This is a genomic window from Tenacibaculum sp., assembly GCF_048269885.1.
GTDB lineage: Bacteria > Bacteroidota > Bacteroidia > Flavobacteriales > Flavobacteriaceae > Polaribacter.
The window spans coordinates 46,984-61,796 of record NZ_JBLWTZ010000006.1; the positions used below are offsets into that span (position 1 = coordinate 46,984).

Annotated in this window: 8 protein-coding genes; all 8 read right to left on the reverse strand. The window is 31.0% G+C overall.

The window, feature by feature from the left end:
- Window positions 1-41: 41 nt before the first annotated feature.
- The 8 genes from ACN0WY_RS06020 to ACN0WY_RS06055 all read right to left on the reverse strand — a co-directional run bounded on the left by ACN0WY_RS06020 (window position 42) and on the right by ACN0WY_RS06055 (window position 14,798).
- The gene (locus tag ACN0WY_RS06020; protein ID WP_330488578.1) at window positions 42-1,601 is read right to left on the reverse strand and encodes an NAD(P)-binding domain-containing protein; all 1,560 of its coding nucleotides are present in this window, start codon (window positions 1,599-1,601) and stop codon (window positions 42-44) included.
- A gap of 89 nt (window positions 1,602-1,690) precedes the next feature.
- Entirely contained in the window at window positions 1,691-2,647 is a 957-nt protein-coding gene (locus tag ACN0WY_RS06025) for an LLM class flavin-dependent oxidoreductase (protein ID WP_330488579.1), read from the reverse strand.
- A 34-nt stretch (window positions 2,648-2,681) separates the two neighbouring features.
- Window positions 2,682-3,470 carry an aspartate/glutamate racemase family protein gene (locus ACN0WY_RS06030; RefSeq protein ID WP_330488580.1) on the reverse strand — a complete coding sequence of 263 codons (789 nt, stop codon included), beginning with the start codon at window positions 3,468-3,470 and terminating at the stop codon, window positions 2,682-2,684.
- On the reverse strand, window positions 3,470-4,813 hold the full coding sequence (locus ACN0WY_RS06035) for a serine hydrolase domain-containing protein (RefSeq protein ID WP_330488581.1): 1,344 nt from the start codon (window positions 4,811-4,813) through the stop codon (window positions 3,470-3,472). Before ACN0WY_RS06035 ends, ACN0WY_RS06030 begins: the two co-directional genes overlap by 1 nt.
- A gap of 58 nt (window positions 4,814-4,871) precedes the next feature.
- The gene (locus ACN0WY_RS06040) at window positions 4,872-5,843 is read right to left on the reverse strand and encodes a 2,3-diaminopropionate biosynthesis protein SbnB (RefSeq protein WP_417799829.1); all 972 of its coding nucleotides are present in this window, start codon (window positions 5,841-5,843) and stop codon (window positions 4,872-4,874) included.
- A 26-nt stretch (window positions 5,844-5,869) separates the two neighbouring features.
- Window positions 5,870-6,829: a 2,3-diaminopropionate biosynthesis protein SbnA gene (gene sbnA / locus ACN0WY_RS06045; RefSeq protein WP_417799830.1), complete on the reverse strand. Its 960-nt coding sequence runs from the start codon at window positions 6,827-6,829 to the stop codon at window positions 5,870-5,872.
- A 341-nt stretch (window positions 6,830-7,170) separates the two neighbouring features.
- On the reverse strand, window positions 7,171-8,331 hold the full coding sequence (locus ACN0WY_RS06050; RefSeq protein WP_330488584.1) for a dipeptidase: 1,161 nt from the start codon (window positions 8,329-8,331) through the stop codon (window positions 7,171-7,173).
- Between the two features lie 14 nt (window positions 8,332-8,345).
- The gene (locus ACN0WY_RS06055; protein WP_417799831.1) at window positions 8,346-14,798 is read right to left on the reverse strand and encodes an amino acid adenylation domain-containing protein; all 6,453 of its coding nucleotides are present in this window, start codon (window positions 14,796-14,798) and stop codon (window positions 8,346-8,348) included.
- Window positions 14,799-14,813: the final 15 nt, after the last annotated feature.

The window sequence follows — 14,813 nt, forward strand, 5'->3', positions numbered from 1 at the left end:
CTTATTATTTTACTATTAGGAAGAGCTTTTTAGATAATTACTTAAACAGGAACAACTGAAAGTTTCTGCTTTACTTTTTTAATGAATTTTTTAAGAGGATCTATATGAATTGATTCTTTCCAAACCGCTTCTAAATCTTCTATAATATGAAACTCTTCCATTAATTCATCTCCTTTGTAGTAACGAATTATTGGATGGATAAAAGCACTGTTTTGAGCGTTTTCATAATCGTTTCGATGTACACGATTTACCGAAGTATGTTCACCTGTTTCAATTTTTTTCCCAAACTCCATGGTTAAAATAAAGTAGTCATCTGTATCTTTTACAAACTTCTCCTTAATATAATCTACAGGTAAACTATTATAATAAAGCAACTTATCATCTTTAATTAAAACTAAATCTCCAAGATATCCGTATTGATTCCATAACGAAGAATTAGAATTGATACGATCTATTATTTCTTCTCCAATTACATCAACATTCCATTCAATTTCTGATGATAATAAAGAGGCATCGTGATTCTTATAGGCTAATATTCTGGCTAAACAGGCTGCATTGTACCTAAACCCATGTACAAATCCTGAAGCTTGTTTTTTATAGTCTCGCATATGCGTAATTGTTCCTGCATAATACAGTCCTTCTATATTGGTAGATTGGTAATCGCTTTCTTGGTTAGGAAAACGATTTTTAATTGTTAATTCAGGTTTACAACTTTCATCAAAAATAGAATCATCAAACCTAAATCCTGTACAAAGGATAATAGAATCGTATACTAACTCTTCTTCTTCAGATGCATTGTTATTGTAAGTAATGCTTACCTTGTATTGGTTTCCTTCTTTTACTATTTTATTTATACTTGCATCTAATACAGCATTTTGAGCTTTTAATTGATACGTATCTAAGAAATTGTTGTTAACAGCTCTTAAGTTACCTACATAATGTGAGTTCCAAGCCATTACTAAACTATTTTCACTACACACATGAGTAGTAGCTGTCGTTGCTATTAAATCATCTGCTGTTTCAAAAGCAGAATTGCCTTTTCCTATGATTAAAACTTTTTTGTTTTCATACGCTTTTTTGTCTAGAGACATGGTCATATAGTGTTCTCCATGATTTATCCCCGGAATCTCTGGAATGTATGGTTTTACCCATCCTGTAGCGACTATTAAATGATTACAGGTGTACACCTCTCCTGTTGAGGTAGCCAAGGTAAATACCTCTTCTTTTTTAATATTTTGAATCTCTACTCCATAATCAATTGGTAATGCATATGCTTTCGCAAAGTCGTTGAGATAATCGACAAATAAATCTGCATTTGGAAAATACTCTTTACTATACTCTTTGAATAATAATTCATCTTTATCACATAATAACGAATTCCAATCAAATCTTAAGTCCAAGTTTTTATCTTCAAAACCTGTATGAACTTTGTTTATAGAGATTAATGTTCTATGTCTAGGGTAATCTTTAAAATAAGACCCTGCAACGTTATTTTTTTCTACTAGTAAAAAATCTAGGTTATATTTTTGAAAAAAATACCCTAATTGCAATCCAGCTGGACCTGCACCAATGATTATATAATCTTTGTGTTTAGTTTTCATATTAATTTGCTTTATAGGTTATAAAAAAGTTTTACGCACAATAAGCTATTATGAGGCGAGTACCCCCTATCAATTATGCTTGTGCCAACTTATGAGTGGTTACTTTTTTTTAAAAAAGAGAGTAGTTCTAATGTTTTATTAGGAGAGGTTTTTGGAGATAGTATTCCTACAATTTCATTTACGCCAATTGAGCTTACTTGTTTAAGAAAATCTGAGCTAGACTTCTTTGTCGCCACTAGTGAATTTGCATATGTTAAATATTTTTTTTCTTTTTCTAAATCAATATTACAAACTGTTTTATAAAAAGAATTAACATAATCTAAGTATGTTATTAATTCTGTACTCTCAGCCGCTTTTAATTTTTCTTCTTTGTCTATTAAATAAGCTGGTAATATTAATGAAACTATACCCTGAGTGTGATCTTGATTCCCATAAGCTTTTCTATAAGCATTAATTTTTTCTGCTAAGCTTTCAACGGTTTCTTCTAAACAGTAAACAAGTATATTGGCTTTCATAGCTCCAGCCATTTTATACATTAGTTCATTATTATTTTTTATAGAAACCCACAATGGTAATTCTTTTTGAATTGGTTTAGGAAATGTTTTTAGCTCTACATCTATTTCCGCTCCATTCTTCCGAACAACACTCCCCCCTTGCCACAGCGTACGAACAGCTTTAATCTTTTCTTCTATTCTTTTTGCTGCTTCATCAATAGTACATGAATCGATAGATAAACCAACTCTTCCTTTTGAAGTATTATCAATTACTGACCACTCTTCTGTAATTCTTAAAGGGTCTTGATTCCCTGCAATAGAACTTTCTCCTCTTAAACCTATTTTAGAAGTAATCATAGATAATGCTGCGTTTATAACAGAAGGATTGCTATTAGAAGAGTTCATCGCATGTGCTTCAATATCTACTGTCCAAAAAAAATCTAATTCATTACTATCTGCTTTCTGTACAGTTTTAATTACATTATCATACCCATTAACATCAGTGTAATTCTTTAATAATGGATAAAAAGTTCCTATTCTAGAGCTCATCATTTTTTCTTGTTTTTATATTGTGGTTAGGAGTTAATTACAATGTGTGTAATGTTCTTACTTCATTATTTTTTGTATGAACAATGGAAGCTTCTTGTACCAGAGCTCTCGCCAATGACATTGTTGAATCTATAACTTTAATTCCTGAGGTATTTTCAGAAAACACCAGAGATAATTCAGTACAACCAAGAATAATTGCCTCAACATTATTTTTATAAAAAAAATCTAATGTTTTGTTTTTTAATTGTTTTACTTCCTTTGTTCTGATATTAGGGCTGGCCTTTATTCCAAAATCTACGTCATATATCATTTTATGAATCACGTTATCTTGGAATTCAAAATTTGGCAGAATAACTTCGTAACCTCTTTCTTTTAAAGCACTTTCATAAATCTTTGACTTATAAGTTCCGTTGGTAGAAATTACACCTACTCTTTTAACTTCAGGGTATGTTTTACCTAAAATATCACAAGTAATTTGCGGCATGTGTAATAGCTTTAATGTACTTCTTCTTTTATTTAAGTCTTTTTTAATTTCATCGAATATTACACTCGAATGAGCTGTATTACATGCTATACCTATAATTGTAGCCCCTGCGCTTTCTAGTTTTCTAACAACTTTAGATATCTGAAATGCTGGATTTACTCTTATTTTCCCTTCTAGAAAAGCTGTTCTATCAACTATGTGTTTTGGGAATGACATCAATACCATAGAAAGGTGTTCTTGATCTTTCGTTACTGGAGTCAAACTATTAATGTAGTTACATAACATTATACCAGATTCTGGTCCCATTCCTCCAACAATCCCAATTACTTGTTCCCCAATCATTATTTAGTTAACCAACGTGAATACAAAAAATCAAGATTAGGGTCTGGATATGTAGTCGTATATTTATCTGCTATATACTTGGCAATTTCATACTCCCTATCTTTTAAATAATATACTAAGTCAATAATATCATTGGAAGTAAATACCTTTTCTTTTTCATTAAAAATTTTAGTTAACTTTTTCTTAGTTTCTTTCGCTCCTTTTGTTCTGTACAAACTAAAAATCTCATTTGCTTTATTAGGACTTTGATTTGTATACACTATTCCTTTATAATACTCAGAAATTTGGCTCTTAATCGTCAATTCATTAATTGCTACTCCTAACATTTCCGCTCTATCTGAATTTGCAAAAAAGACAAAACCGCAATCTTTAGTTAGTGAATAACATGCCAATCCTTTGAACCCATTGTTATTTCCCCCTTGAAGTAATAATGTATCGTTACTCGTATATAAAATTTCGAATCCTGGCCCATAAAACAACTCCCGATCATTTCTCATTCTAGTGGTTGGACTTAACATGCGCTCTTTTGTTAGGTTTTTTTTCACAAATAGCTGACTCATTAACATTGCATAATCATGAGCATTTGAATGAATTCTTCCTGCTAAATCTGGTTTTTTATTTCTTCCTTTATTTATAACCTCTCCAAATACATTATGTGGCTTTGCGTAATTTATATTTCCGTCTCCAACTGCAGTTGTATAAGTTCTTTTAAGTCCTAATGGCTTATACACGTAGTTTTTCATAAGATCTTCTATTGATTCTTCTTCAACAAGTTCTTTAATTACATTAGCTAGAAATGTATACCCTTCTCCTGAATACACAAATTTTTCTCCTGGGTTAGCTACAATTTCTAATACCTCTGGATCGTTTTTTCCTTGGTGGTTTTCTATTCCTGAATTATGACTTAAAACCATTCTTGCCGTTATCTTTTTATAACGTTCATCGTGTTCTAAAGGTTTGTATTTATAATATTCATATAAGGGCTTATCTAAAGCTAACAATCCTAAATCAACCATTCTATAGGCTGCATAAACTGTGAAACTCTTAGATAATGAACACGCTTCAAAAATTGTTTCTTTATTTATTTTTTCTCCTCTTTCTTCAAGAGATTTTTCTCCAAACGCATTGTAATAAACTTCTTGCCCTTTATTTATAACTGCTAAAGAAAGTCCTGCTATACCAACCTCTTTCATTAAACGCTTTATTTCACCCTCTAAAGTGTTGATGTTTACTTTTTCATTATCAACAATAAAATAAGGTTTTGCTTTTTGAGCTTGAGTACATACAATAGTCAAAAATGTAACCAATATTGTTAATACAATTCTTTTGTTAAAATTTCTCATCTGAATTTCGTTTTTAATTTATCTTAAGTATTTTATTAAACCTATTAGTTACTTTATATTAGTTTAAAAATATCCCTACCTTGTTTTTCATAGCTCTTCTAACATAGTTTTGTGATATGGCAATATCAAATGCAGCCATCCCCATAGGATTAAACATTACTGCTTGGTTTTCTTCTAATGTTAAAAAGATGTTTTCACTTACTAGGTCTAGAATAGATTTTGTATCTTCTTTTTGTAAGCCTTTTTCTAGGTGAAAATTTTCAATATCTGTATTCTCTCTACAAATTTCCTCCCAGTTATCTACAATAATTGCTTTTGCAAACCACTCATAAGTTTCCGCTTTATAATCTCTTAATGAAATATTTAAATGCAAAGAACCAGGTTTAGGTTGCTTGTTAATGTATGTTACTTTAGACACTGTACAAGTCATAAAAATATCTGCATCTAAATATGCTTCTTCCCATGAGTCTACAACCACTATTTTAGCTTTAAGTTCTTCATTATTTATGAGTTCAGTATTGACACCTTTCAAATCAAAAATTCTAATTTCTTCACACTTATCTTTTAAAAGACTGTAACACATATCTAAATGATATTGTCCAATAGGTCCAAAACCTATAATTCCCACTTTTACACTCTTCGGATTCTTCGCTTCTAAATAATGTTTTGTTATCATTCCACTTACAGAAGCTGTTCTTATTGCTGAGACAGAACCGCTGTTTAAAATTCCTGAAGGCACCCCTGTATCAGCATCGTTTAAAATTACCACACTATGAGCTCTAGGTAATCCATTCTTTATATTTTGGGGAAAACTTGAAATCCATTTTATTCCTGCTTTATTAATTTCTCCTCCTACAAATGCAGGCATGGCTATTATTCTATTTGTTTTTTCTTTATACCGTAAATAAGGCTTAATAGGTTGTGCATAATCATCATTAATCATACATTCAACAGATTTTTTAATTGTTTCAATATTTTCTTCCCAATTGAATCCTAATTCTTTTATGTGACCTTCATTTAAATAAACCATTGTTCTTTCTTTTGTTTTATATAAAATTACATTGTTCCTTTTTTTAACTTTTCAAACCATTCATCACTATAAATTGTACTGTTATAGCGATCTCCTCTGTCTGCCATAATACACATTACATTTACAGGAGAAGTGATGTTTTTATTACTGAAATATTTTTTTATCCCGGCATATACGGAGCCAGATGATCCTCCAGAATAAATATTATAATTCTCTAAAAGTTTTCTACTGCTTGTTACTGTTTCAACTTCATTAACCCAAACTACTTCATCTATCATTGCTCTTTTTAAGATTTCTGGCTTCATACTTGACCCAATACCTGGTATATATCTTTTTTGTGGAGGACTATCAAACACTACTGATCCATAAATATCAACTGCAATCACTTTGGCTTTTGGAAAGTGCTTTTTTATCCTAGTTGAAACTCCCGTTATTGTTCCTCCCGAGCTAACCCCCATAAAAAGATAATCAATACCATCAGGAGCTTCTTCACACATTTCTTTTCCCAAAGAATAATAGTACGCTTCAGCATTGAGTGGATTTCCATATTGATTCACCCAATACATATTTTCTTTCTCTTTTAAAATTTGTTTGATCTTTTTTATTCTATTTAATAAGTATCCTCCATGTGCATCAGGAGTATCTATCTTTATAATCTCTGCTCCGTTTAACTCTATTAACATCTCGTTAATGGGGAGAGTGTTTTTATCGATTACACAAATAAATTTTAAATTGTGAAATTTCGCATAAGCAGATAAGGCTACACCAAAATTACCTGAAGAAGACTCTATAAGTGTCGTTTCTCTATTAATAATCCCAGTACTTAAAATCTTATCAATAACATATGATGCCGCTCGATCTTTTACACTTCCAGTAGGATTGTAAAATTCTAATTTCATACAAATGTTGATGAGATTATTTGCTTCTAATTCAATGGACATCATAGGAGTTTGACCTACTTTCTCCAAGATATTTGTTAGCACCATATAGTGACTTTTTTAGGTTAATGTAGTGGACAGGTATTCGGGCATTCTTATTAAAGAATGTTCTTAATTGTACTTTTCTGCTCTTGTAGCAGTTGTTATCTTTTTTACACTATTTTTTATCTAAAGATTTTTAAAGACTAATCTTTAAAACATTGTTGTTCGGCTACAGTAAATAGCTCCTTTTATAAATCTCTTTAAATAATTTAATATGCAGTTTTGCTTGCTAAAGCCTGGAGGTATTATGTAAAAGTAACTTCTCAGTTATTTTTATCTAATACATTTATTAATTTGTACTTATATGTATTAACCTGTAGTAGAAATACTGTAATAAAGCTATTAACTTACAAGTTCTTTAATAGGAATTTTTTTAAGTTACCTCCCATTATCATTTCAATTTCTTTTTCTGTAAAATTTTGTTGTAACATTTCATCTACCAAATACGAATAACCTGTAACGTCTATCGGAGTTGTTACTGAACCATCAAAATCAGATCCTAATGAAAGGCACTCTACTCCTATAAGCTCTTTTACATACTTCATTGTTTTTACTATGCCCTTTATTTCGGTATCCCCTATTGCTTCAGAAAAAAAAGCTATCCCTATTAAAGCTTCTTTTTTTGCTAAAGATTTTAATTGTTCATCAGATAAGTTTCTGTATGATTCCTTAACTCCATCCACTCCTGTATGAGAACTTACAATCGGGCCTTTATACAGTTTTAAAATATCACGTATCATTTTATCAGAAGTATGTGCGATGTCTAAAATCATGTTTCTCTTCTCCATTTCTTTTAAAACCTGTTTTCCAAATTCGGTTATTCCTCCTTTTTCAATTCCATGTGCCGAACCGCCTAATTTATTGTCAAAAAAATGAGACACTCCAAACATTCTCACCCCCGAATTATATAGTTTAGATACGTTTTCTATCTTTCCTTCGAGGCAATGTCCTCCTTCGATACCTATTAAGCCTCCGATGGTCTTTTTATCTTTTTTTCTCTTGTTTAATAAATTGACCAAATCTTTTTTTTCTCTAAGAATAATGAAGTTTTTATCATATGCATCAGCATAGCTTTTTAGCTTATTGCATTGATACACTGCCCTATTAAACAAACTAAACCAATTAGTAACAGGTTTCCCTTGTAAAATAGATAACAATGTTATGTTATCAAAAGTATTACCGTCGGTACTCTCAAAATTATGGCCTTTTGGTGATTTTGTTACAATTGTAAATGCCTGAAAAGCAACATTGTTCTCACTCATTCTATGAAAATCTACATGACCTCTTTTACTTTTTTTTGATAAATCTCTATCCCATAATAGAGCATCGCTATGTAAATCTCCTACAAAATCTAGTTTTCCATACAATTCTTTAGCTTCATTTGACAACTCAGCTACATTCCAAGTTGTCTTATTTTGTGATGTATCTAAGAATGATGGGGCTATTAATACTGTTACAAAATAGGCTAACAATAATACAACTGAGGCTATCATTATTTTCTTTTTCATGTTTCCTTATTTTTCTATTCAAATAAGACCTTTAAATCTTCATTATCTAAATAAGCTGCTTCAAAATCTGAAGATGTAAAGTGAATGTCTTCCTCATTTTTAAGGTAATTAAGTACTTCAAGTATATTTGCTTTGAAACTGTTAACTATCTTTTCCGTTACATACTGTGTTTCTTCATTGTGGATATAATGTGCCTGTATTTTTAAAGTATTATTAAGTACTATAAGGTTAAACTCTAACAATGCACTTGTTTCATTTTCTGGATCAGATTCTACACCTAAATATTCATTTACTATTGAGAAGACATCATTTGAAGTCTCATTTGAAAACTCTCCTAAATAATTAAATAAAATATTATTCTTTGTTTTTTCTTTACTCAGTTGGTTATTTAAGTATTTTAAAATTCCATAATGCATCCCCCCATCTGGTAAGCTTTTTATAAGGTCTTTCGTATCTTTTATAGATTCTTTTATTGAAGGGTTCCTTTCAAAACACAGGGGAAACAATGAGGTAAACCATCCTATTGTTCTCGAGGTATTTACAGCTTCTAAGTCTCTTCCATGTCCTTCCAACTCTATTGTTACCTTATTCGTTTTATATTCTTCTGTCAAGGTTTTTGTCAATGCTACAATTAATAGTATCTCAGCATTCGTATTGAAAACAGTGTTTGCTTCTTTCAGCAAAAATGATGTATCCTCTTTTGATAATTCGGCCGTTATTATTTTTTGCTCCCTTACTTTATTTTGAATTATTTCAGTTGGATATATAGTAAAGTCATTCTGTTTTATTTCTTTCCAAAAATGAATTTCTTGCTCAGATAATTGTCTTGATAACTCTTTTATCTCATTCTGATAAGTTATTAATGATGCCGATTTTTTTGGTAGTCTTAAATCAGCTCCTTCTTTAACAGCTTTATATGTTTGGTAAATGTCGTTTAACAAAATTCTCCAAGAGACTCCATCTACAATTAAATGATGAGCGGTTATAAATAAATAATCTACTGCTTCAATTGTTATTATTGCTACTTTTAGTAGGGTACTGTTTATTTTCATCGACCTTTTAACAGATACCAGTACTTTAGGTATTTCTTCTTTTATCAGGTCTGCAAACTTTCCTTTTAGTTCGAAATTCTCTAATTCGAAAGGTAAATTTTCATTTCGCTCTCTATAGTAAAGAGTTTGTGCTTTTTCATTGTAGCTTAAACGAAGTGTATCATGATAATTAAATAATTCTATAAATGTTTTTGATATAAGTTCTTCTTCTATCTTATCTTCCCATCTTAATAAGACTGATTGAGTATAAAAGTTAGGATTTTGCAATTTTCTATCAAAAAACCAATGTTGAATAGGGTTCTTTTCTACTAACTTTCCTGTTAACTCTTCTTCAGTATCAGCCTCTTTTATAATCTCAACATAATTCATCAACTGTTGTATATTAGGATAGGTAAGTATGTCTTTAGCATTAACTTTTATATTCTTTTCATACAACCTAGAGGCTATTTGTATTGCTTTAATAGAATCTCCTCCTTCTTCATAAAAATTATTTGTTATTCCTATTCTAGAATTCCCTAATATTTCTTTCCATGCTTCCACTAATAGTTCCGCTACCTTTGAAGTTGGTGCTATCGATTCTTTATTGGAAGCTTGAATTGGATTGGGCAATTGATTATATGCTACCTTACCATTTATAGTAAGAGGAATTTCGTCTATTACTATAATTTGTTTCGGAACCATATAATCTGGAAGCTGTTTTCTAAGTTCTAATTTGATCTCCTCTTGAACTTTTTCTACCTCTTCTTGATTACTTAATGTAAGATAAACCCATAACGGTTTTTCTTTTTTATAAACAGCTACTACATTTTTAACGTTCTTATTTGTGTATACTACCTTTTCTATTTCTCCGAGCTCTACTCGATGACCATTAATTTTAACCTGATCATCTAATCGCCCTAAATATTCAAGATTACCATCTAACTTTCTTTTTACCAAATCACCTGAACGATACATTAATTGCTCTGGTATGAATGGATTGGGAATAAATTTTTCCTTTGTTAGTTCTTCTCTATTTAAATAGCCTTCTGATACCCCATCTCCAGATATATATAACTCGCCTGCTATCCCTAAAGGAACAGGTTTTTGGTACGTATCTAATACATAAACTTGAGTATTCGCAATTGCTCTTCCTATTGGAACATTATTGCTTTTATCTACCAAAGGGTTATATTCGTGTACTACACAACCAATTGTAGTTTCAGTAGGACCGTATTCGTTAAATAGTCGAATCTTACCTTCAAAAAAGTCCATAATATCACTAGCTAACAGAGAATCTAAAGCCTCTCCACCTACAATTAATGTTTTTAATTTGCTTTGGGTTCTTTCTTTCTTCAATAAAAAAGAATCTTTAATCATCTTTAAATGTGAAGGGGTCGCTTTTAATACTGTTACTTGGTTGTCTTCTAAAACACTTTCTATCAAAAACTTTTCATCTGTTTCTTGATAAATTTTTAACGTGCTTCCTGAAATAAGTGGTAAAAATATTGATGTTAACGTAAGGTCAAAAGCAATAGAGGTATATAGAGGAAATGTTGAATTTTCATTAATGTTATAGGCCTTTGTTGCCCATTCTAAATAATTCATTAACGAACTATGTGCTACCTTTACTCCTTTAGGTTTTCCTGTAGATCCAGAGGTGTAAATCATATAAGCTAAGTGATTAGCTCCTTCAATAGCATTCATTCCAACATCGTTAACTCGTTCTAACAAAACCACCTCTCTCTCTTCTATGCGTATAGGCTTCCAGCCTTCTGTAATGTATGAGTTTTTACTTATAGTTTCTGTAACCAATGCTATTTCTGCTCCACAATCTTCAACTATAAACTGAATTCTATCCTCAGGATAATTTGCTTCAATAGGAATGAAGCATCCTTCTGCTTTTAATACTGCTAAAACAGACACTACAAAGTCTATGTGTTTTTCGAAAATAATGGCTACAGGAACGTTTCTTTTTACTCCTTTCTCTTGAAGTTTCTTCGCTAATAAGCTTGATTTTCTCTCTAAATCAGCGTACGATAACTCAGTGTTTTTATTCACTGAAACTGCTACTGAATTTAGATGTTTTTTTGCCTTAAAACTTATAAGCTCATGTACTTTTAACGATGTATATTCTTCTGCTTTTTTATTCCTAAAAAAATAATTTTCCATCGTCTCTTCAGAAACTAATGTCAAATCAGCAATTGATCTATTTGGGTTGGTTACTACCTGATGTATCAACTGTTTATAATGTTCTGCAAAAGCGATGATACTTTCTCTTTTAAACAATGCTTTTGCAAACTCAATATAATATTCCATTTTCTCAGGCATCTCAATAATTTCTAAAGTCAAATCAAACTTTGCAATACCTGAGTCAAAGAAATAAGACGTTGTTTTTAAACCATCCGTTTCCAGTATTGGAATGTCCATATTTTGATATACAAACATTGTATTAAAAAAAGGACTACCACTAGGGTCATTCTTAATGTTTAAATCTTTTATAAGCTCACTAAAAGGATAGCTTTGGTTTGTTAAATCATTAAGAACATTCTTTTTTATTTGTTGAAGGTACTCTGTAAATGGTATTTCTCCTACTGGAAAATTACGAAGTACTAAATTATTTACGAACATTCCTAGTAGTCCTTGTAATTGATAATGTCCGCGTCCTGAAACAGGTACTCCTACAACAACCTCTTCTGACCTAATATATTTTGACAGCGTAATTGTATAAGCTGCCAACAGCACTACATATAAAGACACATTCTGCTTATGAGCTACAGCTTTGAGTTCATCTGTCAACTCTTGGTTTATACTAAAAGAATATTTTTCTCCTTCATAGTTAAAAATACTTGGTCTTTTAAAATCTGTGGGAAGCTCTGATTTAGATAAGTCTCCACCTAATCTTTCTAACCAATATTTTTGCTGTGCACTCCCTTTTTTTGTTGCTAAGAAATTACTTCTCCATGCTGCATAATCTTTATACTGAATTTCTAGTGCATCAACAGATTTACCTTGATACACGGTATACACTTCTTTGAGTAATAAACTCATTGAAATACCATCTATAATTATATGTGGTGCATCTATGAATAGAACATGTTTGTTTTTAGACTCTTTTAACAATTCTATTCGAAATAAAGGCGCTTGATGCAAATCAAATGGAATTACCCTATTTTTCAATTCCGAATCAAGATTCTTACTTTCTATTTCTGTTACCTTTAAGGTTAGGTCTATCGAATCAACATATGTCTGATAAGGTTTTTGGTTTTTAAGTGTAAAATGTGTTCTTAGTACTTGATGTCTTGCAACAACCTCATTAAAAGCCATTGCTAACTTTCCAACATCTAAACGCCCATTAAAACAAATTGCCAAAGGCACATTGTAAGCTGTTGCTTCTGGATTTAACTGCCAAAAATAATAGAGCCTTTCTTGCATTGAGGTAAGTGAGTACCCCACTTCTTTTCCTTGTATTGGAATTGCCTGATAAGTAGTTTTACTCTTATTATTTTCTAATAGTTCTGCTATGTCTTTAACCGTTTGCTTCTCATACAATTGATCATAACCTAATTCTATATCAAATTCTTTTTGAATAATATTTAAAACCTGAGCTCCTTTTAGTGAGTTTCCTCCTACCTCAAAAAATTTATCAGAAATTCCAAAATTCCTATGGCCTAGCACTGTTTGCCATGCCTTAATTATTTTACTTTCTACAGGAGTTTTTGGTACATCATGATTTTCATTTTCACTTAAGGTTTTATAATGCTCATTAATAATTCTTAAAACATCATCAAACTCTGAATTGCTATAACGCTCAATCAATTTATAACGCTGTACTTTTCCACTAGTAGTTTTAGGAATTTCTTTTACTGGTATGATATCATCAGGTTCAAAGCCAAACACAAAATTAATTTTCTTCTTTACAGCTATAAGAGTATCGATAAATTTTTCAGGGGACTTTTTGAAATAAACAAAAACAATGGTTTTATTTTCTCCTTTAGAGTTTACATGGCCTGCTACAACTACTTTTCCTAGTTCTATATCTAAAATACCATCTAAAATTTTCTCTAAGTCATGGGCATAATAATTTTGTCCATTAATAAAAATTACATCTTTTAGTCTTCCACTAACAAAAAGATCTTCTTCATAAAAGAACCCCATATCACCTGTGCTCAACCAACCATCTTTACCTATGGTTTTATGAGTGGCTATTTCATTTCCATAATATTCAGCAGTAACGTTGTTTCCTTCTATTTGAATTTCACCAATTATTCCTTCTTCCACCGGAACTTTATTTGAATCTACAATCCTAACACGGCATCCTTTTATAGGTTTTCCTACATTAACTAATGATAGAGATTTATCTTTATTTATAACATGAACACGGTCTCCCATTCCTAGATATTTCCTATCAACTTCAATAGACTTCACATTTTCTATTGGGTTTGAAAATGTAACAGCTAAACTAGCTTCTGCTAATCCATATACTGGAAAAATAACATTACTTCGAAGTCCGTAATTAGAAAATACATTATAAAACTCATTACATAAATCAGCAGAAATAGGTTCGGCTCCATTAACAATTATACGCAAACTTGATAAATCAAGATTTTTAATACTGTCTTTTTTAAATCGTCTTATGAGATAACTATAACCAAAATTAGGAGAAGCAGAGAATGTTATTCTGTGTTCTGAAATTTTTTCCAACCATAAGAGGGGACGTCTAATAAACAGACTTGTTGACATTATATAATGATTCCACCCAGCTAAAAAAGGGGTTAAATGAAACCCTATAAGTCCCATATCGTGCGTTAAAGGCATCCATGAGAAAAACAAATCGCCATCTGAAGGAGCATTAATCCCATCTAGTATCCCTCTGATGTTTGTTATTAAATTCTTATGAGTTAAAGTAACCCCTTTAGGGTTTCCTGTAGAACCTGATGAAAACTGTATATACGCTATATCATCTTCTTTTACATCTGCAGCAATGGCTTCTTTTTCAACCGAGAAGAGTTCTTCAATAAATAACGTATTTTCTTTTATTCTTAAAAACAGCTCTTCTGTTTTAGATACAACTGCTTCCTTTGCTATTCGAGATAAATACTGTGGTGAAACTATCAAGTGTGGTTTCTTTAATAACCCCCACACTTTAAAAAGTTTATGAAAATGATCTGCTGTTCTTCCTTGTGCTAGTGGCACAGGAATTATTCCTCCTAATAAACAAGCCCAAAATACTATGATAAAAGTTTCGTTATCTTCTATTTGAAACACTAACTCTTCTTTCGGCTGAATCCCCTTACTTTGTAAAAAAGCTAAAACCTTGTTTGCTTTTTCTCGCAATTCTTTTCCTTTAAAAAAAGTTTCCTTATCACTTCCTTCAATAAAAGTAAGTAAAAGGTTATCGTTTTTTTGGTTATTTAAAACATCTATAAGAGTATTCATTCTTGAGTAAATTGA